Source organism: Brevibacillus laterosporus (assembly GCA_007833815.1).
Classification (GTDB): domain Bacteria; phylum Bacillota; class Bacilli; order Brevibacillales; family Brevibacillaceae; genus Brevibacillus_B; species Brevibacillus_B laterosporus_D.
On the sequence record CP033464.1, the window covers coordinates 161,044 to 181,308 of the forward strand.

A 20,265-nucleotide genomic window follows, 5' to 3' on the forward strand; every position below is an offset into this window, starting at 1 on the left:
CACAACTCCTTCTTATGGTTTAGCGTGAGCATTTGCTCCGCCTATGTACATACGCGAAAAGCCTCTTTTTTCGTTCAGGAGACTTGTCCTTCTTTATCTTACTGATAACTTTTGGAAAAGACAATGATTTGCTAGTCTTCGGTATACAGTTGTATTCTCTGTGACAAATCTTTACGTCAGCCTATAACTTCCGTAGCATTACCTCTTCAATAGCATGTTGATTACCCTTAGTCAAAATCAAATCAGCTCGATAGCGTGTAGGTGAAATATTTTTATGTAAGTTAACAGCATTTATTTCCCGCCAGATGTTTTGCGCTACCTCCAACGCCTCACGATCGGATAGCTTTGCATATCGGTGGAAATAGGAGGCTGGTTTCTGGAAAGCCGTCTGTCTTAACAACAGAAAGCGATTTAAATACCATTCCTGTATGTCTTTTTCATTTGCATCTACATAGATAGAGAAGTCAAAGAAATCGGAAACGAACACCTGTGGCATATTATCCATCGTTCGTCCCACCTGCAAGACATTTAACCCTTCCACAATCAAGATATCAGGTTGGGAAACGATTTGTTCTTGGTCATGCAAAATATTGTAGGTCAAGTGGGAGTAGAGTGGACAACTCACTTCTTTAACGCCCGATTTTACATCTGCTAAAAAATTTATCAACCTTGTTGTATCATAACTTTCAGGAAAGCCTTTTCGCTGCATCAGACCACGTTCTTCCAATACCTCATTGGGATAAAGGAAGCCATCCGTAGTAACCAGCTCCACCTTAGGATGATTAGGCCAGCGTTTCAACAAGGATAACAGAACGCGTGCCGTGGTGCTTTTTCCAACGGCTACACTGCCAGCGATACCAATGATAAATGGAACCTTTTCTGAGCGATTTCCAAGAAAGGTATCGGCAGCCTTATACAACTCCTGTGATTCTGCTACATATAAATTTAACAGCCTGGAGAGAGGCAGATAGATTTCACTTATTTCTTGTAGTGACAGTTTCTCATTAAGCCCTGCTAGTTCGGCTAAATCCTCTTCACAGATGGATAAAGGCGTCTCATTTCGTAGCCCTCTCCACTCATCCCTAGAAAAAATCATATAAGGGGAATAAATTCGTCTTTCGGCAAAATTCGCCACGGTAAGTCCTCCTTCTCAGGCATCAGGCACTGCATCAATAACAATGTCCATTCCATCATACCTTCCTAGCACCCGTGCTTCCACTTCGAATTCTACAAAAAATGATCTTTTTTGCATGTTTCTACGAGTTATGAGGAAAAAACTGTTAAAATAACAGTGGAAAAAATAGGGCTAGGAGGCTCACTTATGGAAAATAAGTTGGTCAAAAGTGCAAAATACGGCTTTCTTGTTGGTTTAGCCATCATGATTCTATTTGTGCCAGAGAAACGTGAAATCCATCTTTTTTCAGGTGGATTTGCTACCCAAGAGCTTAGTTGGATGGAATACATTTTACGTGTGGCGAGATATACCATTATCTTTACCATTGCTGTCGTTCTCATGACATTTCTACAAGAGAAAAGGGGATTACAAGCTTTTTTATCTTGCCCCTGTTCTCTTAACCCAAATCCTTGTACCACAATGTACGATAATCTACGTGCCCTTGACGATTTATTCTGATTCCTTGTAACCGCGGGTCAAACACTAGTCCTATCCGATTACGGTAAAGGGGTAGATAAGTTGTATTTTGTTGCAACATTTGTTCTATTTTGGTGATCGCTTGCTGTCTATCTACTGGTGAGGAAAGGCTTTGTAGTTGAGTGATAGCTATGTCAACTTTTTGCCGATCCTCATCCTTTAAATGAGCATAGACAAAACTGTTATGTGATAAAAACAATTCTAGTAAAGATAGCTCTGTATCATCCCCTACCGTGGCGCTATCATGAATTAAATCCGCTTGCTCAATAGTGGCTGGTTGAAGTAGCTCACCCACGTGATAATAATGGATTTCAATAACGATGCCGTACATCCCACACTGCTCTCTAATCCATTCGCTATCTTCCACATGATCTCGATCTGTAAAGGTATGCAAGCGTATGACCTCTCCTTGATAGTTGCTCTGTTGGAGTAAAAGCCGTACACGTTCATAAAGATGTAGATCAGATTTTCTCTGCCTCTCTTCAAAAAATAAGCTATCTCGCTTCCACGGAGCAAAACACATAGCTATCTCATGACGTGCCCCTCCCAAATCATATACCATCTGTTCAGGCGACAAGATCAATTGCAAAGCTTGGCGAAATGAAAGTGATGTAATCGGACCTATTTTTCGTTGATTGCAGCTCAAGTATTGGACACACCAATCATTGCTGATTAACCGTTGCCAATTGCCTACGTGATTTTTTGACTGCTCCTCTGGCTCATCCAGCTCGTACCACATACCGTATGTTGTTATCTTCTCTGGCTCTATTTCAACTACTTTCCTCGGCATAGAAATGAATTGCACACGGTCGAGATGAGGTCTCACTCCGAAATAGTTTTCAAATGCTTCAAGTATTACTAGTCCATCATCGTTACGGATAAGTTTAAATGGCCCAGTCCCTATAGGCATTCTAGCAAAGTCCTCAGCCACTTGCTCTACGTAATCCTTTGGTACAATTGCTAGATGTTCATTTCCTAAATAATGTCCAAATAAATGTTGAGGACCTGAGAGTTTTATCTCAATAACACGTTCATTATGATGAATAATCTCTACTATCTCTCGCATTAGCCACTGATAAGGGGAATTTTCCCTAGCTAACCGATTGAGACTGAAGATTACATCACTTGCTACCATTTCCCGCCCATGGTGAAATAGGACCCCTTTGCGTAAATAAATCAACCAACGATCCCCAAGCTCATTTTTTTCGATATGATATGCCAAATGTGGTTCCATACTGCCCGATGTTTTATTATAGCGAAGCAACGTTTCACAAATATGCTGACTGATATGGCATTCTGTCCGTAAATATGCATGGATAGGATCGACTATAGCTAATGGTTCGCCTAGGGGAAGGCGCAACGTCTCTATTCTTTTATCCTGTTCCCTTTCCCACTGTAATCCAAATTGTCCTCGAAACCAGCGCTGAAATCGCTCGCTAGCTTTTGGAAGAGTAGCCGTAAATTTTTGCATGAGTGACAAGGCATCTGCTACCTGCCCTGAATAAATCATCTGTTGTGCGTGGCTAACTAATACTTCATCTGGCTCGACTAGAAAAGTAAGCTTGGAACGGTTTCCCCTTCCTCTGCCAGGTATCCATGTAATCCATTGAAGAGCAATCCATTTTTGCAAAATAAACTTGCTATTACGAGTTGTACAGCATAATAGAGTAGAAATTTGTTCAAGGGAAATTGAAACAGGCTCTTTCAATGGAATATGAACCAGTTCAGTTCGAAACCTAATATAATCATCTATAATATACATATTTCTTCTTCCTTTTCATGCACTCTCTATTACTATATCAATATTTTTTTACTATCTATTGAGTTACCCCCACAAGTTATTTCTCCTCAGATGTGCCCCTTTATAAAAGAGGAAAAAATAGAGCTTCCTCTTCTTCTCTTTTTCTTGTTCCCCGCATGCCATACAATCAGCAAAACAAAGGGGGATCAAGTCATGAAATTTACTAACCCAATGAAAAAAAATTGGACTCAACGTTATCATATCACCATCTGGATCAGAATGTTTGGAGCATTCATCACCAGCCTATCGAGCTCGATGCTTGCCCCATTTTTCTTATTATACTTACACGACAAATTAGACGGGGCTGTGCTAGTACCCATGCTTATCGTCGGATTACAACCGTTGACTGACATCATTGTTACATTGCTCGGAGGCGGTATTACCGATCGTTTAGGTCGCAAACCCGTGATGTTACTTGCCCTAACCATGCAAAGTATAGCAATGTCTGGATTTATGTTGGCCGACTCTGTTCTTAGTTTTGCCCTGCTTTACATGTTACATGGGGCAGGTCAATCTCTATTTGTTCCTGCTCAACGTGCTCAAATCGCTGATGTAACGACAGATAGCCAACGTGTGGAAGTGTTCGGATTGCTCAATACCATTAGCTATATTGGTCTTGCATTAGGTCCTGTAGGCGGAATGCTATTATTCCACTATGATCCTAGTTGGCTGTTTGGTATAGAAGCCTTTTCATTATTTATTTACATGCTTGTTTGCTGGTGGAAATTACCCGAAACAGCTCCTGTCTCCTCTGCTTTTCGTTCATCATCTGATCAAGCTGAGGCGTTGGAAACGAAAAACAAAGAAACACGATCTTCCCAGCGTTCAGGTGCATCAAGCCATGTCCCTCCTGTACCGGCGGGTAAGCATCGCTTCTTTTCGTCTCATCGAATTACTGCACTAATCACTAGATATAAACACGTCCTAATCCTAATGGTCTACACGCTACCGATCAGCTTTTTTTATGCTCAAACCGAGACTACCTTTCGGATATATTTACAAGAAAGCTTTGTTAACTATGTGTCCATTATTGCGACTCTCTCAACAATTAAAGCAATTTTAGCCGTGGCATTACAACTCCCATTAGTCAAATTAACTGAGCATATTTCCTTTCAACGAGTAATGTTGTTATCCTGCTCTTGCTTTATGGTAACCGCTCTTGCCTATGGTTTTTCTAAAAGTATCGTTGTACTTATCGTGGTGCAATTATTTTGGACCGTAGGAGAAACAATCGGGTTAACGCGTTTGCATACGTACATTTCAGAGATAGCTCCGCCAGAGGAACGTGGCCGTTACTTTTCTTTGCACGGAATTCACTGGGATATCTCTCGCACATTTGGCCCTTTCTTAGGCGGTGTCGTCCTGCTTACTTTTGGTGGGCAAACTTTATTTGGTATTTGCCTCATTTTGCTGCTCTTATCTGGATTTCTATTTTTCCGATCACCAAATCTTCACAAGTTGACTGGACAACACGTGGACTTTCTAAAGAAAACTGTAATAAAATAGTGTTAACTATCTTAACTAATAAACATTTGTTTATATTGAAAGAGAGGGTCGAATCAATCTATGTTAAAAACTCCCTTGGAACGTGTTCGTGTGATTGGTTTTTTAGAAGGTCTTTCCTTCTTACTCCTGCTGTTTATCGCGATGCCATTAAAATATTATGCTGACTTGCCAATTGGAGTACAAGTGATTGGTCCCTTGCATGGTGTTCTGTTTGTTCTCTATTTATTTGTTGTGGCACATGCTACTTTTGCTCTAAGATGGTCGTTCATACGTGTGATTGGCGCTGTGCTTGCATCCGTTATTCCATTTGGAACCTTTGTTTTGGATGCAAGATTAAAGAAGGATGTTTAGAAAACCATATGAAAAATGCATGATAAAATCATGCAAGGGAGAGGCTACCCATAGCCTCTTTTTATGTTTTTCTATATTATATACAGGCATTTTGTAAGGTATTTGTAACCTTTCGGGACACATTTTTTCTTAGAATAAATAGGTAACCCAAAATGCTTCTACATTTATGTTGAGTTATTAAATGTTCCAATCAACTGATTATTCTGTTCATTTATTTTTTCCTCTGAGTACTCTTGACTCCACCCCTTAATTTGTCACTTTTTCTTATCTTTACCGTCTTATATGTAGACAAAGAATCTAGTTCCTGAGGTGAATAATGGATCAACAAAAACTGAGTCGTCTTCAAATCAAACGTAACAAAAAAAAGCAAGAGCAACGGAAGCGACTCCGCCTAATTATATTGATAAACACCATCCTGTTAACAGTAGGTCTGCTCGTCGTCGCTTGTATCTATCTACCGGGAAAAATTGACAAATTCTTCTCCTTTCAAAACAATGCTTCTTCGGATTCAACAGATGCTACTTCCAAGAATGTTCGTCTTACCTTTGTAGGCGATATTATGATGTCTGGACATGTAGAGACTTTATTAAAAGATAAAGGCTACGATTATGCTTTCAAGCATGTAAAAGATCTATTTTTAGCAGATGACTACACAATCGGTAATCTGGAGACCCCTATTACTGAAAAAGGTACTCCAGCAGCTAACAAGCAGTTTGTGTATAAATCATCACCAGAAGCAGTTACTGCTATGAAAGCATCAGGAATTGATCTAGTGAATCTAGCCAACAATCACTCTATGGATCAGGGAGAAGACGGGTTATTAGACACCATGTACACGTTAGACAAGGAGAAAATGGAGTATGTAGGAGCTGGCGTAAACGCAGACCGCGCCTATTCCCCTGTTTTTGTGGAACGGAATGGTGTAAAAATGGCATTCTTCGGATTCAGTCGTGTCGTTCCTGAAACCAGTTGGTACGCAGGAAAAAATAAGGTAGGACTAGCGGTCATGTATGATTCCAAACGTGCAGTGGAAGCCGTACAAGCTGCTAAGAAAAAAGCTGATCTAGTCATTGTCATCGCTCATTGGGGAAAGGAAAAAGTAGATTTTCCTGTGGAGCACCAAAAAGAATTAGCCCAAGCTCTCGTGAACGCAGGCGCTGATCTAATCGTCGGTGGTCATCCTCATGTGTTACAAGGATTTGAGCAGCTGAATGGGAAATGGATCGCATATAGCATGGGGAATTTCATCTTTACCCGCGCAACACAGCCTAAAACCTGGGAGACCATGGTTCTACAAGCTACCCTTACCAAGGAAGGCGTGAAAGAGCTTAAAATGGTGCCATATCACGCTGAACTAGGGCAGGCTGTACCAATGAATGAGCAAAATTCCCTGGATCTGATCAAACGAATCGAATCGATCTCTTCTGGAGTTAAGATTGCTGAAGATGGTACGATTACAGCTACTGAAGAATAGATGAAGCCTATTGACTGTTTAGCTAGTCTCAATTACTAAACATACATTTTATGGAAATAACCATCAATTGAAATACTGTTTCCAAATAGAAAAAAGGGCTACTCCTCAATTGACCACTTGAGCGAGCGATGCCCTTTTCCTTTTCATTAAAAACATATAAATTACGCTTCCATCACTTCATACAGGTGCTACACAAGCTTTTCTGATACTTTTCTTTTCCCGCATTTTTTTTGTACCAAAGCAATAAGCGGAGAGCCGATGATCGTTGGCAATAGCCATACCAAAAGTGATGGCCACTGATTAAGAACAGGCATCTTGGTTTGGTTCACGACCAAAACCGCTGTAATAACACCAATATAAGAACCCAGCATTCCATTAATATGCTTTCCTAACCATTCAGTCCATCTACGTTTTCGAGCTAGATACCCATATAGTGCTAATCCATACGAAAACAACGCAATAAAAAATAAATACGCACTTTGCTCCCAATGCCAAATAGCCGTTACAATGGATGTAAGAAAAATCACAACGTACGACCCATGATAAATCTCCCCGTAAATCGTATGGGGGCCTCTTTTTTTCCTCATCATGATTGCCAATAATCCTGTGATTAAACATACTATACCTGCAACGATATGCAATGCAATAATCATCTGAAAAACGCCCAACTGCCATCACCTTTCTTTATGTATCCAGTTCTTGATGAAGTCCTTACTCATAATGGCTTTACACAATTGGAAAGTCTTTATTGATTTTTTAACTGATTAATAGCATAAGTGGTAGTTATCGTAATGTTATCGGGTAGGAACCATTCCACTTTACAGCGTCTTCTATCGTCTCCAGGTAGGCTCCAGCACCCAGCTTTATTGGTTACTTTTTTCGTTTGCATTAATTTATTTACCCTCCCCTTTTTCTAGAACCTCGACAGCTCGTTTAATTACGTCTGGAACCGGTTTTGCAACAAGTTTGCTACACTTGATTTCCTTTTACTGTTCTTTTGGCATTGTCTACATTATTTTCACACAAAAGAGAATAAATTGTGATTACTTATGGCGTATTTTGTTGAACTTTTTTGTGCATATCAATTTAATGAAACCGAACATGTTGAATGTTGATAATTTTTACCTCAATAAATAACATTTGGATTATTTCCTCTTTAATCTCTCGTTAATTTTTTTCATTTCTTGTAAATTCATCCAATATACCACCGCCCAGACAAGGATATAAATAATTAATTGAATTCCAATAAACATAAGAAACCTGACTGGATTCTCAGCTGGATTTTCATACCAATCCCCAATTGCACCACAAATAAACACAAGTATTAAGACAACAACATAATGTATTGATAATTTAACCACAAATGGCCAACGATCAAAGTAAAAAATAAGTGTGATAAGACCGCAACCCACTCCTAGAAATACAGCCAAAAGAAATTCCAACAAAAGCTCTTGCCCATTAATTACTCTGGTTTGATTTTGTAGTAAAACAATTGTAATAATGATATAAGAAGTACTTAAACCAATAAGGGCCCCTATTAGTGAATATTGGATTATTTTTTTCATTAAGCATCCCTCCCGATTCCTAGCCGCTTCTTCAGTACCTTTAAATACATACGACTAACATGAGCTGTTGATCCATTATCCATCACAAGCTGCATCATACCTATTTTCTCCATCTTCATAAAGGAAATTTTAGACACATTTACGAGCGTTGATTTATTGACACGGACAAAGTTCTTTTTTAATAAATCTTCCAGCTCATATAATTTACGCTTTGATTCATATTCATCCTCATCTGTTGAAAAATAAACCTTTGAACCTTCTGAATAAACAAAGTAAATATCTATAATTTTCAACATATAGATTTGCTGTTGTAAATAACCATCAATTACTTCTGTGTTAGAAGACTCAAAATACCTCATAACTTGTTCAATTTCATTTGTATACGCATTTGTATGAATATGGATTTCTGTTTCCTTTACATTCTCATCGATGATTAATTTGATTTGCATATGCACCCTCCACTCCATAAATAAAATATAACATGGAAACTATTAATATTTAATTTTCTTATATAAGTGGTTCAATATGACAAATAAGTAGCAAAAAAGCGATGATGATATGTATATTCACCACCATTTTTTCTATGTTATTTGCTTCTATTAGTTTAAGGAGGTTAGACTAATACAGTTTGAGTCTGTTTGATAGTCAATATTCTCAAGCTCTCTAGCTAGGTTAGGAGTGCGTTCAGCATCAATAACAATCTCTTCTAGATCATCCAACCATTTCTCACCATATTCAACCGAACCAGGTCCTTTCTTAGCTCCTTTTGATACGCAGATGATAATCACTTTTCATTTCATCTACTGACTTAGGCTCTGCGCTATCAGCAATGCTCATGGTAGTATCGTAGCCTTTTGCCTTGATCTTTTCGGCTACTTCTCTGTTGGAGTGTTTGACACCGTACACCTCATCTAGTGCATATATCTTGCAAGCAATAGGGAGTGGTGTTGATCCGTTTGCCTTTGTTCGATGGCACTATGATAAGACAAGCAGGCTATAGGCGAAGCATTGGGTGGACCAGGGAGACGGACTCAAATAGAAATAACTTCTTTTAAAGTAAATTAAGAGGCGGAAAACCGCCTCAGATTGACGAGAAACCCCACATTTGTTGGGGTTTTTCTTAGTAATAAAGAGAGTAAATAAGTCGATGAATATGACATAATGAGACCGTGTAGTCTTTTATGCTAAATAAATTTGAAAATTACGCCAATAAAAGAGGCATGTTAATACAATCTTCCTTTTCCCGTATTAACAATCGTAAGACTCATCAAAACAAATTGCGCAATTTGTTAGGTAGTCATCAAGTGAAGGGAGGTGAAGTAGATTGGAGATTGCTCGAATGAACACAGAAATCAGTCAGAACCCAACTAGCAAACTCAAGCATGAAATCCTGTCGACCGAGAGATTTGCGGAACTATACGATGCGTACTATATACGTGTCTATCACTATATTTGCTATCGGGTCAACAACCACTATACGGCTGAAGAAATATGCAGCCACGTATTTGAGATGGTAATTTCCAAATATAGTAGCTTCAATCCGGATAAATCCAACTTTGAGGTATGGTTGTTTGCCATCGCCAGAAATGCCGTGACGGATTACTTCCGCTCACAGAAGAAAAAAATGAGCTTTTCACTTGAATCTATCTTGGATATGGTCCTGCCCAAATCATCTCCCGAAGAAATTGTGATCCGAGGCGACAATAACCAAGCCTTATTCAAGGCGCTTGCTAAGCTGAGTGACAAGGAACGCAACATCATCGCAATGAAATACGGAGCTGGCTTGAAAAATACGGAAATCGCAGACTTGCTTGGTGTCAGTGGTTCAAATATAGGCGTCGTTCTCTACCGATGTTTAAAGAAATTACAGACCGAATTAGAAAGAGGGGGCTTTCAGTATGAGGAGTAAGCACAATTTGGAAGAATTTCGAGACCTAACAAACATACTGACAAATTTAGAGCTAGATGACTCCGCCTCGAAAGAGAGGATTTATAACCGCTTAGTCTTCAAAATGCAAACCAGAACGATCCAACCAAACCATACGAAAAAAGGAGAAATTCATATGAAAAATACTAAATGGAAGTCCCTTGCCGTAAGTGCCATTGCCATAGTTTGTCTATGCGGTGCTTTCTCAACTACATCGTTTGCCCAAGGGATGATCCAATCGATATTGGCACGTTTCCAAGTTGGAAATATGGAGATTACTCAATTTGATCGAGAGCTGCCTACGAAAGTAACCCCAGCGGAAGTGAAGAAACCAGGCAGTGAAGCAACAGCAATTCAGATGGAAACTCCTCCGCAAATAACAGTGGAAAAGGCGCGTGCCGCTACGGGAATTGACTTTCCGACACCCCAATGGCTGTCTGATCATTATCAGTTCGTAAACTGCGTGGTCCAAGGCAAACAAATGATTGAGGTGCAGTATAAAAAGGAGGGAGACTTCATTTCCTTGTTAATTTCTCGTGGTGGAAAAAACGAAATCGGCACTACAGATGGGGTCAAAACAGAAACCATCGATGGTACAAAAGTCTATTTTGCAAATGGAATCGTCCTTTGGGAGCACCAAGGCTTTACTTATGAATTGTACCAAATGACAGAGAAGGATTTTGATACAAAGACGCTTGGCCAAATCATCAAATCGTTGTCCTCGAGCAAATAAGAGTTGAATCTATGACAAATACGTAAATTAGGTGTTTAGACTCTTCTACATAGGAGAGTCTAAGATTGAAGAGAAACCCCACATTTTTGGAGGGCACTGAAAATCTTACGATTTTCCGAAGGAATTATATAGCTTCATCAAAAAAAAGACGGCTCAAATTCATTTCTTGAATGCAAGAGTCGTCTTTTTACCATTTTCATCGGTTTATTATTTTGTTTTTAATCCATTAATTTCAATATTCTTTTTAAGTTTACAGTGAATATAGCCATTGCCCCTTGTAACTCCATGCCAATAAGACCCGAAGATGATGCCACATCATACCCGTGTCTGTGTTTTAGCTCACTGTTTTTCGCTTCAATTTTATATCTTTCCTTTGATTTTTCTTTAAAGTACTCACTCTCTTGGAATTTTGCCTGTTCAGTATGTTCACTGGATTTAATACTCACTGAGTAACTTTTGCTTTTTGCTCCGTCTTTATAACAATCCTCTTTCAATGGACATTGCTTGCATTTCTCAATATCAAAGTAATACGTATCCGTTTGATTTTTCCCTACACCTTTTTTCCCTTGTCGAGCTTTACGGACTGCCATATGTCCTGCTTTACACACATACATCCCGGCATCCTTATTAAATTCAAATTCATCTTCCTTTTTACGATTCCCTTGCGTAACGAGAGGGTTTAATTTAGAAACTAGTTTGATTTCATTCTTTTTACTGTAAATAATATTATCTTTTTCCGAATAAGCTGTATCACCGATAACTGTTTCAATCTCCATGCCAGCTTCTATACTTTTCTCAATCAACGTTTGTAATTGCTTTCCATCACTTTTTTCTCCAGAAGTAATTGTTGCGGCTGTGATTATCCTTTCTTCACTCATTGCCAAGTGTGTTTTGTAGCCAAAAAACGAGGAATCTGCACTTTTATGACCAAGTTTTGCATCAGGATCTTCTGAGATTTGCAACTGTTCGAGGTCATCAGTGACAGTTTCTTTCAGTAGATTTAACTGTTCTTTTACTTTTGGATACTCGGAGATATTGCCTTCTTTTTCGATTACGTCAATGAGCTTTTGACAGTAGTCTATTTCATCCTCTAATACATTGGATGTTGTTTTAGCAGGGAACTTCTGCTTCATATTTTCATCTATTGTGTAGACGGCTTTTCTTAATTTCTTTGATCGATCCGTGAGGATCTCCTTCGGAGATTTTTGATTATAGCGAGCTTTCGTATGAGTAGCATCAACAATAATAGCTTTACTTTTGATAATCCCCTTTTCAATAGCGATTTGAACTGTTTTATTAATAAGCATATCTAGAAGGTTAATGTCTTTTAAACGTAGCTTTCGAAATTTGGTTAAAGAACTCGCTTCTATCACTTTCTCCTCTGGTACCATATGGAGAAAATACTTAAATGACATGTCATATTTCGAACGTTCAACCAAATCTACATCAGACAAATCATAAATAGACTTCAACAATAAATATTTAAACATACGAATAGGATCAATAGCTTTACGACCATTATCTAGGCAGTATTTATCCTTAAGCTCGTCATACACAAAAGAGAAGTCCATAAGTTCGTTGATTTTTCGTAACAAATTATCCTTCGGAACGACTACATCATATATAGCTATAAATGGACTGAAGATCATTGATTGTTGTTTTTGAATCATCGTACCCACCCACATAAATTGATACTTTTATTATACAGAAAAAAGGTACAATCACCTCGAAAAATGAGGGATTATACCTTTTTTTTGTTAAGTGGACTTTTTCAGTGCCCTCCATTTTTGTTGGGGTTTTTCTTTGTATTAATTTGTTATAATATTATAAAAACTATTTAGTTAGGATGGTGCTCGAGATGCTTCGTACCAATGATAAGAATGTTCAAATGCAATATGAACTTGTATGTTTGGATGAGCTTGTACCCGAAGGGCACCTCCTACGAATAATTCAAGGAAATATTGATTTTTCTTTTATTACAGAAAGTGTACGTCCATACTATTGTCAAGACAATGGTAGACCCTCCATAGATCCGGTCATGCTGTTTAAGATGATTTTTATTGGATACCTTTACGGTATCCGTTCAGAACGACAACTAGAAAGAGAAATTCAGACCAATGTTGCTTATCGTTGGTTTTTAGATTTGTCTCTTTTAGACAGAGTACCTGACCATTCCGCTATTAGCTGGAATCGACGCAATCGTTTTAAGGACACCCCTATTTTTTAATATATTTTTGATGAAATTGTCCGTCTCGCAATAAACATCGCATGGTTGGAGGGCGTGTTCTTATTACTGATTCTACACATGTAAAGGCTAACGCCAACAAACGAAAATTCGTTAAACAAATAGTAGAAAAAACACCCAAAGAGTATCTAAAGGATTTAGAGGAAGCAGTTACTGAAGATCGTGCTTCTCAAGGAAAAAAGAACTGAAAACTAGAGAGGGAGTGATTGAACAAAAAGAAATGAAAGTAAGCACGACCGACCCAGAAAGTGACTATATGGTTCGCGATGGAAAGCCCGAAGGCTTCTTTTACCTTGATCATCGAACTGTTGATCATAAATTTAATATTATTACAGATGTTTTTGTAACAGCAGGTAATGTTCATGACTCCGTCCCCTATATAAATCGCTTGGAACATCAGATCAATAAGTTTCAATTTAGCCATTCTCTAGAAGCTGTTGCATGAGATGCTGGCTACTTAACGGCTCCAATATGCAAGGCTTTACATGACAAGAATATTTTTGCAGTCATTGGACATCGTTCATTTACTCCCGTTAAAGGGCTATTTAAAAAATGGCGTTTTACTTTCGATCCAGATAATAATGTATACATATGTCCACAGAAACATGAGCTAGCGTACACGACAACAGATCGTACTGGCTTCAGAATGTATAAATCAAATGCTGATCATTGTAAGACATGTCTGGGGAAAACAGCAAAGAATGGGTTCGTCAGAACCGACTTAGTAAATCTGGAAGATATCTATATAGACTGCGATATCAAACGATAGAGCGAAGTTTTGCAGATTCGAAAGAACTGCATGGACTTCGCTACTGCCGTTTACGGAGAAAAGCAAATGTACAGGAGCAGGTGCTACTGACGGCAACTGTACAGAATATAAAAAAGATCGCTCTTCACCTCGCTAAGAGTAGCTAAGGTAGAGAACGATCTTTTTTCATGCACTTCGTGCAACGAGAACAATCAAATACTACTTGAGGTTAAATAATAAATTGGGTTTCTCCACAGTCTGAGGCGGAAAACCGCCTCTTTTGTTCCAATTAATCCCAAGCATACCGTTGTTCTCGGAAAGGGTCCCCGTACATATGGTATCCATTCTTCTCCCAAAAACCAGGCTTATCCTTCTCCAAAAACTCAATGCCACGAACCCATTTTGCACTCTTCCAAAAGTAAAGATGCGGAATTACAAAGCGCAATGGATAGCCATGGTCCGGTGTTAAATCCTCGCCATTATGTTTAAACGCAAATAAATTACCTTTTGCCATAAAATCTTCCAATGGCATGTTGGTTGTCCAGCCTTCTTCTGCATGGAGCAACACATATTTGGCTTCAGGCTTAATGTTGACCAGCCTCAGCACTTCTTCTACAGGTACACCTTCCCATACGTTATCGAGCTTGGACCAGCCTGTCACACAATGAATATCGTTACTTGTTTCCCCTAGAGGTAGCCCTTTAAATTCCGTAAAGCTGAGCGTTTTTTCTTCCTCTACCGCTCCAAAAATCCGAAAATCCCACTGACTCAAGTCTTTATACTCTGGTACATTACCATAATGAAGCACAGGAAAGCCTGTCGTTACCTTTTGATTAGGGGGAACGCGATCATCTTTGGAGCCACGGCTTAATCCATAGAACATATGACATCGCTCCTTTACTTTCGTACCAAAATAGCATGATCTACCTTGATGCAATGATCCATGATAGCTATAATGCCATTCTCTTCTACTAATTGAGCAGCTTTTTCGTTATAGATTCCTTGCTGTAACCAAAAAACTTTAGGTTTATGAGCCATCTTGATGGTGTCTTCGGCAACAGGTATAGTCTCTTCACTACGACGGAACACATTTACAATGTCAACAGGTGTGTCAATATCAGTAAGGGAAGCAATCACTGTCTCACCCAACACGGTTTCCCCTGCAATTGTTGGATTGACTGGAATTACGTGATACCCTGCTTGTTGAAGAGCTTCAGCAATCATGTAGCTCGTACGGTCTGAGCGATTAGAGCATCCTACAACGGCAATCGTTTTCGCTTCTTCTAAAATCGTTCTGCGCTCGTCATTTGTTGGATTTGTAAATGCCATGCTTCTTCACCTCATTTATATTTTGGGCACCTTACTTGGTGCGTTGTAACAGAAATTGAGCAATGGAGCGAACCATTGCACCTGTAGCACCGATTGGTCCTAATGGAGTTGGTTTGGTCTGTGAGGCAGTTCCTGCGATATCTAAATGAACCCATGGAGTGTCTTCAGCAAACTCTTGCAAGAATACCCCAGCAATAATCGCATGACCGTATCTCCCACCTGAATTTTTTAGGTCGGCTACGTGGCTTTTATTCAATTCTCGGTATTCCGGGAACGTTGGTAACTGCCACAAGCGCTCTCCACAATAATCGGCAGCTTGGAACAGCTCGTTAGCCAATTGCTGATTATTGGTCATTAACCCTGTAGATACATGCCCTAAGGCAACCACGACACCACCCGTTAGCGTAGCGCAATCTACAAGGCAAGATACACCTTGCTGCTTCGCATACGTGATGCAATCTGCCAGAACCAGTCGGCCCTCTGCATCAGTAGTAATGATCTCTACCGTTTTACCGCTCATCGTAGTAATAACATCACCTGGCTTAAACGCCGTTCCAGATGGCATATTTTCTACGCATCCAATAACCATCATGATATTTACAGCTGGTTGCAGGCGACCGATCGCTTCCATAGCACCAATCATTGCTGCACTTCCACCCATATCCGTTTTCATATCTTCCATTCCAGTGACCGGTTTGATTGAGATTCCGCCTGTATCAAAGGTTACCCCTTTTCCAATCAGACCAATCACATCTTCCCACTGCTCTTTTCCTTGGTACTTAACTACAACCACATACGGTAACTCGGCACTGCCCTGTGCGACAGATAAAACACCGCCCATGTTCAGCTCCTCCAGTTTATCTTTTGCCAGAAGCTCATAGCTCATTCCATATCGTTTCGCCATCTCAATCGCTCTTCGTGCCAATTCATGCGGTGGTAAGTAATTCCCTGGCTCATTGACTAACGTACGGGCCAAATTCGTCCCTGTACCAAATGCTTGTGCAACCTGTAATCCTCTTTCTGCTTTATCTTTTTGCTCATCATGTACTAAAATTTCTACTGTTTGAAAAGAAGGTTTGTTTTTCGAAATAGCTCGGTAGCCTTCATATGCATAAGTTCCCAGCAAAAATGCTTCACCCACTGCTTGAGTCAATCGCTCCATGTCCAGATCAGTTTGTTCTGTCAGTAGGATTGAAAGGCTTTTCTCAGAAGCTTCGACTTTAAGCTGTTGAACAACTTTAGCAAACGCATCTCTTGCTGAAACAAAATCAAGTCCTGTCATTACTCCCATACCCACAAATACCAATCGAGTAACTGACAATTGTCCGAGTGTATGTATTATGGTTACTTTGCCCTTTTGATCACTTATCTCTCCTGCTTTTATCATATGTGAGATTTGCTGGTGGAATGCTGTATCTAAGTTATTCCATTCATCAGTGTGTATTGTCTGATCCTGATAGATCGGTATGATTAGATAATCCGTTTTTTTTTCCAAATAGGAAGAGGTCTTCGTTTCTATATGTATCAATGCTGTTCCCTCGTTTCTTACATGTGCACCCTATATCTTGCTATTACTTACACTTGATATACGTGCCACCTTATTTTTTCTATTACCTACTTTTCCGAGTCTGTATTTTCCTTCGTAACCAACTGGAATGTACGATAGGGGAATTCCAGCTTTTCTACTTCATCATACGGAATCCTCTCAGATGATGGCAAGGCTTGTAGACACTTCTCTAAATAAAGAAGCACTTCATTTACTGACAAATCCCAATATTTCGGTGCATAAGCTTCTAGGTATTTATGAGCATTCGTAAACATCCAACGTGCACCCTTTATATTGCCACATTCCAAATGATACAAGCCTACAGACATTTGGAGCAAACCTTGTAAAAATTTATTTGTTTTTTGTTCCATCCAAATGTCTTCCAACAAATCATGACACTCATAAAATTCTCGTTCATTAAATTTGACAAAAAACTGAAGATATTGCTCGGGATATCGCTGTTGCATGGTGCTCACTCCCGGGTTTTTTCCTAATCATATCATACATGGAAATAGACAAATCGGCCTTTTATCTTAATCGTGCAAGAATCTTCCTCTAGTCAAAGCTCAACAAGTTGGAAATAATATTTACAAGGATAAATGCGTAATCTTTATCATACCTAAGAAAAAGTTAAGGAAGTCTATATTCAGTTTCTGTTACAATAACATGTAGGATTAAGTCTATACGAAAGGAACGGAATATCTGCATGACCATCTTAGACAATTTCCCTTTGTGGTCGGCGCTTTTGGCGATTGGGATGGCCCAATTCATCAAAATCCCCCTGAATTATCTGGCGACCCGCGAATGGAGTTGGCCACTGATGTTCAGCACGGGGGGCATGCCCAGTTCCCATTCCGCCGCCGTCACCGCACTTTCTACTGCTGTTGCTCTTGAGGAAGGGTTATCGAGCAATGCCTTTGCTATTTCAGCCATCATCGGCGTCATCGTTATGTTTGATGCAACTGGCGTTCGTCGTCATGCTGGCATGCAAGCCGTCGTATTGAATAAACTAGTAGAGGAATTTAACCATTTACTGGAAGGTATGAAAACCTTCAAAGTACATGCTCGCACAGAAAAAACAAAAAAATTAAAAGAGCTTCTAGGTCATCAACCAATCGAGGTATTTATGGGGGCTGGTTAGGTATCATTGTCTCTTTGTGCCTACATCCACTCTGGTAAACTTACTCACATGGGGGAGGAAGTAGATGTGAGAATTATCTCGCTATGTCCAAGTAATACTGAGATTTTGTATGCGTTGGATGCAGGTGAGCACGTTATTGCCCTTGATGATCATTCAGATTGGCCATTGGAATGGCAGCACCTACCTAAAGTAGGACCAGACCTGACCATCGATATGAATAAGGTGGAAGCTCTACAGCCTGATCTAGTGATAGCATCACTGAGCGTCCCTGGAATGGAAAAGAATATTGAGGAGTTAAAGAAACGCAATCTTCCTTATATTATCCTAAATCCTTCTCACATCTCAGATATCGCAGAAAATATTCGCGAGGTGGGCAGATCAATCAATCGGATTGAAAAAGCAGAACAGGTAGCTACACATTTTACCGAGCGTATCGAGCAGATTCGTATGCTAACCAAACATGTAAATGACCGCCCCACCCTATACTGGGAATGGTGGCCAAATCCATTGTATACACCTGGTCGCACAAACTGGCTAACCAATGTAAGTGAGTTAGCAGGCGCTACAAATGTGTTCGCTGATTACAACACTGATAATGTAAAAACCACCCGTGATCAAGTAGCAGAGAGAAATCCTGATCATATCATGGTAGTCTGGTGTGGGATTGAAATCAAAAGAATTAAATCTTCTATGATTAAAGAACGCCCAGAATGGCAACAAGTTACCGCCATACAGAAAAATGACGTACATATTTTAGAAGAAGGACTATATTGTCGCCCTTCTCCCCGATTGCTAGAGGGATTGGAGCAGCTAATAAAAGTTCTACATCCTTCTCTTGGCATTTCTTTAGATAAATCGGCGCTTACTACGTCTTCGGTTCCAACAGAGCCGTAGTTATAACTTATACGCTCGTCCATAAAGAGGAATGCCCTTTACTAGCAGAAACAGACCTGGCACAATTGAATTTTGCTCCAGGTCTGTTTTCCTTTTTAATTTGTAATTCTTGCAAAAGCTTCTACACCATCTTTATTCAAGGCCTTCATCATTTCCTCATTTACATAACCTTTCCCACGATGAATGACAAATACCTCTACTTCACGCTTACCCCACTGGCTGTATACATCATTTTTTGTATTGAAATACAAATCTAGCTTCTTACCACGAATCGCTCCACCTTTATCTGCAACTACTCCATAACCATAGCCAGGAACGTACAATACCGTACCAAGCGGAAAAATATGTAAGTCAGCAGCAATCGTAGAGTAGGTCCCACGTTGTACCTTGATTCCAGAGTACGTAATGCCATAAGAAGGATGTCCTGGGCTCTTTCCAGTTGATTCTACGCCGGCATAATAACCAGTCGCCACAACCCTTACCTTTGGATATTGGCCTAATGCGGCTGTAACATCTGATTTATTTATCCTATTTCCTAATTGGTTGTTTTGCCATTGATTGTTCTTTTGTACGTCCATATTTGTTTCTGTCATGGAACTTGAAAGCACATATCTTTTCTTGATCATTTTGTAGCCTTCTTTTTTCTCGTGCAAACCGAGTGAACTGGTAGTGCCTCCTGCATCAATGATAGTAGTAGAAGAATAGCCGTCTGTCGTAAGAACAAGCAGGAGTGCCATACTAATCGTGAGCAAACTCACAAAACGTACCCATTTCATCATCTATTTGCCTCCTCTCACCATCTAGTCATTTCCAAGAATGAGAGGAGATATACAATTATTTACTAGAGAACAAAAGCACCCCTATGGTAAGGATGCTACTTTTTTGAATAAGCGATGTTTTTGCAACGCTTATTTTATTTTTCTTTTTTACAGTAACGCCCTGTGGCATTTCAATTACAAATAAAAAAAAAGCTACCCCTCTGCCATTACTTGACATTGAGATAGCTTTTACGTTCGCTTCATTTTGGTTGCAAAGATTAAAACATTCGATAACCCTTTTTACGTAAGGTTTGAATTGTCCAGCCACTAGCAAAAGTACCCACAATTCCGGCATACAACACAAGATAGTCCCAAACAGATGGTGGCGTATTTTTTACAATGAGAGAAACGACTACGTAACCAATTAATCCAATAGTAAGTGCAAAAGGAAGCCATGTCGTTTTTAATAGCATATTTAAGATAAAGCCGATGCCAAAGCCTAAAATACTAAATAACACAACAGAGATGATAAGTGTTATTGGGTTTAATGCCATAAACATAACAGGAGATACCTCCGAATTTGGTTTATTTTCTGA

The 20,265-nt window shown here is 39.5% G+C and carries 19 protein-coding genes and 4 pseudogenes; 9 read left to right on the top strand and 14 right to left on the bottom strand.

What is annotated here, in order from left to right:
• Nucleotides 1-181: 181 nt before the first annotated feature.
• Nucleotides 182-1,135 (bottom strand): type I pantothenate kinase, encoded by a 954-nt coding sequence (locus EEL30_01925; GenBank protein QDX91247.1) that lies wholly within the window; start codon nt 1,133-1,135, stop codon nt 182-184.
• Nucleotides 1,136-1,321: 186 nt separating this feature from the next.
• Between EEL30_01925 and EEL30_01930 the strand changes: the two are divergent.
• Nucleotides 1,322-1,540: pseudogene (locus EEL30_01930) on the top strand (hypothetical protein).
• A 31-nt stretch (nt 1,541-1,571) separates the two neighbouring features.
• Here EEL30_01930 and EEL30_01935 read toward each other — a convergent pair.
• Nucleotides 1,572-3,413 (bottom strand): hypothetical protein, encoded by a 1,842-nt coding sequence (locus tag EEL30_01935; GenBank protein QDX91248.1) that lies wholly within the window; start codon nt 3,411-3,413, stop codon nt 1,572-1,574.
• 192 nt (nt 3,414-3,605) lie between these two features.
• On the opposite strand from EEL30_01935, the gene EEL30_01940 reads away from it, so the two are divergent.
• The 3 genes from EEL30_01940 (at nt 3,606) to EEL30_01950 (ending at nt 6,783) form a co-directional block, all read left to right on the top strand.
• The gene (locus EEL30_01940; protein QDX91249.1) at nt 3,606-4,958 is read left to right on the top strand and encodes an MFS transporter; all 1,353 of its coding nucleotides are present in this window, start codon (nt 3,606-3,608) and stop codon (nt 4,956-4,958) included.
• A gap of 60 nt (nt 4,959-5,018) precedes the next feature.
• Nucleotides 5,019-5,309: a DUF3817 domain-containing protein gene (locus tag EEL30_01945; protein QDX91250.1), complete on the top strand. Its 291-nt coding sequence runs from the start codon at nt 5,019-5,021 to the stop codon at nt 5,307-5,309.
• Nucleotides 5,310-5,625: 316 nt separating this feature from the next.
• On the top strand, nt 5,626-6,783 hold the full coding sequence (locus EEL30_01950; GenBank protein ID QDX91251.1) for a CapA family protein: 1,158 nt from the start codon (nt 5,626-5,628) through the stop codon (nt 6,781-6,783).
• A 188-nt stretch (nt 6,784-6,971) separates the two neighbouring features.
• On the opposite strand, the gene EEL30_01955 is transcribed toward EEL30_01950, so the two are convergent.
• The 5 genes and pseudogenes from EEL30_01955 to EEL30_01975 all read right to left on the bottom strand — a co-directional run bounded on the left by EEL30_01955 (nt 6,972) and on the right by EEL30_01975 (nt 9,272).
• The gene (locus EEL30_01955; GenBank protein QDX91252.1) at nt 6,972-7,451 is read right to left on the bottom strand and encodes a DUF2306 domain-containing protein; all 480 of its coding nucleotides are present in this window, start codon (nt 7,449-7,451) and stop codon (nt 6,972-6,974) included.
• Between the two features lie 77 nt (nt 7,452-7,528).
• Nucleotides 7,529-7,603, bottom strand: a pseudogene (locus EEL30_01960) (DNA mismatch repair protein MutT).
• A gap of 325 nt (nt 7,604-7,928) precedes the next feature.
• A complete protein-coding gene (locus EEL30_01965; protein ID QDX91253.1) occupies nt 7,929-8,348 on the bottom strand; it encodes a DUF3021 domain-containing protein in 420 nt (139 codons plus the stop codon).
• Nucleotides 8,348-8,797: a LytTR family transcriptional regulator gene (locus EEL30_01970; protein QDX91254.1), complete on the bottom strand. Its 450-nt coding sequence runs from the start codon at nt 8,795-8,797 to the stop codon at nt 8,348-8,350. The genes EEL30_01965 and EEL30_01970 overlap by 1 nt, the downstream gene beginning before the upstream one ends.
• 177 nt (nt 8,798-8,974) lie before the next feature.
• Nucleotides 8,975-9,272 (bottom strand): annotated as a pseudogene (locus tag EEL30_01975) (PBSX family phage terminase large subunit).
• Nucleotides 9,273-9,672: 400 nt separating this feature from the next.
• On the opposite strand from EEL30_01975, the gene EEL30_01980 reads away from it, so the two are divergent.
• Both EEL30_01980 and EEL30_01985 read left to right on the top strand, forming a co-directional pair.
• Complete coding sequence (locus tag EEL30_01980) at nt 9,673-10,257, top strand: sigma-70 family RNA polymerase sigma factor (GenBank protein QDX91255.1); 585 nt, start codon at nt 9,673-9,675, stop codon at nt 10,255-10,257.
• A complete protein-coding gene (locus EEL30_01985; GenBank protein ID QDX91256.1) occupies nt 10,247-11,008 on the top strand; it encodes a hypothetical protein in 762 nt (253 codons plus the stop codon). The genes EEL30_01980 and EEL30_01985 overlap by 11 nt, the downstream gene beginning before the upstream one ends.
• A gap of 218 nt (nt 11,009-11,226) precedes the next feature.
• On the opposite strand, the gene EEL30_01990 is transcribed toward EEL30_01985, so the two are convergent.
• Entirely contained in the window at nt 11,227-12,678 is a 1,452-nt protein-coding gene (locus tag EEL30_01990; protein ID QDX91257.1) for an IS1182 family transposase, read from the bottom strand.
• Nucleotides 12,679-12,866: 188 nt separating this feature from the next.
• Between EEL30_01990 and EEL30_01995 the strand changes: the two are divergent.
• Nucleotides 12,867-14,168: pseudogene (locus EEL30_01995) on the top strand (IS1182 family transposase).
• Nucleotides 14,169-14,290: 122 nt separating this feature from the next.
• Here EEL30_01995 and EEL30_02000 read toward each other — a convergent pair.
• The 4 genes from EEL30_02000 to EEL30_02015 all read right to left on the bottom strand — a co-directional run bounded on the left by EEL30_02000 (nt 14,291) and on the right by EEL30_02015 (nt 17,343).
• Nucleotides 14,291-14,884, bottom strand: a complete 594-nt coding sequence (locus EEL30_02000; GenBank protein ID QDX91258.1) for a sulfite oxidase-like oxidoreductase — start codon at nt 14,882-14,884, stop codon at nt 14,291-14,293.
• 14 nt (nt 14,885-14,898) lie between these two features.
• The gene (locus EEL30_02005; GenBank protein QDX91259.1) at nt 14,899-15,330 is read right to left on the bottom strand and encodes a CoA-binding protein; all 432 of its coding nucleotides are present in this window, start codon (nt 15,328-15,330) and stop codon (nt 14,899-14,901) included.
• A 31-nt stretch (nt 15,331-15,361) separates the two neighbouring features.
• A complete protein-coding gene (locus EEL30_02010) occupies nt 15,362-16,858 on the bottom strand; it encodes a leucyl aminopeptidase (protein ID QDX91260.1) in 1,497 nt (498 codons plus the stop codon).
• 86 nt (nt 16,859-16,944) lie between these two features.
• Entirely contained in the window at nt 16,945-17,343 is a 399-nt protein-coding gene (locus EEL30_02015; protein QDX91261.1) for a DUF309 domain-containing protein, read from the bottom strand.
• Between the two features lie 239 nt (nt 17,344-17,582).
• Between EEL30_02015 and EEL30_02020 the strand changes: the two genes are divergently transcribed.
• Both EEL30_02020 and EEL30_02025 read left to right on the top strand, forming a co-directional pair.
• On the top strand, nt 17,583-18,017 hold the full coding sequence (locus tag EEL30_02020) for a divergent PAP2 family protein (protein QDX91262.1): 435 nt from the start codon (nt 17,583-17,585) through the stop codon (nt 18,015-18,017).
• A gap of 66 nt (nt 18,018-18,083) precedes the next feature.
• The gene (locus EEL30_02025; protein ID QDX91263.1) at nt 18,084-18,911 is read left to right on the top strand and encodes a cobalamin-binding protein; all 828 of its coding nucleotides are present in this window, start codon (nt 18,084-18,086) and stop codon (nt 18,909-18,911) included.
• Between the two features lie 95 nt (nt 18,912-19,006).
• On the opposite strand, the gene EEL30_02030 is transcribed toward EEL30_02025, so the two are convergent.
• Together EEL30_02030 and EEL30_02035 are read right to left on the bottom strand one after the other, a co-directional pair.
• On the bottom strand, nt 19,007-19,687 hold the full coding sequence (locus tag EEL30_02030) for a hypothetical protein (protein ID QDX95642.1): 681 nt from the start codon (nt 19,685-19,687) through the stop codon (nt 19,007-19,009).
• 260 nt (nt 19,688-19,947) lie between these two features.
• Nucleotides 19,948-20,223: a hypothetical protein gene (locus EEL30_02035; GenBank protein ID QDX95643.1), complete on the bottom strand. Its 276-nt coding sequence runs from the start codon at nt 20,221-20,223 to the stop codon at nt 19,948-19,950.
• Nucleotides 20,224-20,265: the final 42 nt, after the last annotated feature.

What these genes read in the sequence shown, in the direction of transcription:
- EEL30_01935 (QDX91248.1), bottom strand. Translation starts at nt 3,413, where the DNA reads ATGTATATTATAGATGATTATATTAGGTTTCGAACTGAACTGGTTCAT.
- EEL30_01940 (QDX91249.1), top strand. Translation starts at nt 3,606, where the DNA reads ATGAAATTTACTAACCCAATGAAAAAAAATTGGACTCAACGTTATCAT.
- EEL30_01945 (QDX91250.1), top strand. Translation starts at nt 5,019, where the DNA reads ATGTTAAAAACTCCCTTGGAACGTGTTCGTGTGATTGGTTTTTTAGAA.
- EEL30_01950 (QDX91251.1), top strand. Translation starts at nt 5,626, where the DNA reads ATGGATCAACAAAAACTGAGTCGTCTTCAAATCAAACGTAACAAAAAA.
- EEL30_01965 (QDX91253.1), bottom strand. Translation starts at nt 8,348, where the DNA reads ATGAAAAAAATAATCCAATATTCACTAATAGGGGCCCTTATTGGTTTA.
- EEL30_01970 (QDX91254.1), bottom strand. Translation starts at nt 8,797, where the DNA reads ATGCAAATCAAATTAATCATCGATGAGAATGTAAAGGAAACAGAAATC.
- EEL30_01985 (QDX91256.1), top strand. Translation starts at nt 10,247, where the DNA reads ATGAGGAGTAAGCACAATTTGGAAGAATTTCGAGACCTAACAAACATA.
- EEL30_01990 (QDX91257.1), bottom strand. Translation starts at nt 12,678, where the DNA reads ATGATTCAAAAACAACAATCAATGATCTTCAGTCCATTTATAGCTATA.
- EEL30_02000 (QDX91258.1), bottom strand. Translation starts at nt 14,884, where the DNA reads ATGTTCTATGGATTAAGCCGTGGCTCCAAAGATGATCGCGTTCCCCCT.
- EEL30_02005 (QDX91259.1), bottom strand. Translation starts at nt 15,330, where the DNA reads ATGGCATTTACAAATCCAACAAATGACGAGCGCAGAACGATTTTAGAA.
- EEL30_02015 (QDX91261.1), bottom strand. Translation starts at nt 17,343, where the DNA reads ATGCAACAGCGATATCCCGAGCAATATCTTCAGTTTTTTGTCAAATTT.
- EEL30_02020 (QDX91262.1), top strand. Translation starts at nt 17,583, where the DNA reads ATGACCATCTTAGACAATTTCCCTTTGTGGTCGGCGCTTTTGGCGATT.
- EEL30_02030 (QDX95642.1), bottom strand. Translation starts at nt 19,687, where the DNA reads ATGAAATGGGTACGTTTTGTGAGTTTGCTCACGATTAGTATGGCACTC.
- EEL30_02035 (QDX95643.1), bottom strand. Translation starts at nt 20,223, where the DNA reads ATGGCATTAAACCCAATAACACTTATCATCTCTGTTGTGTTATTTAGT.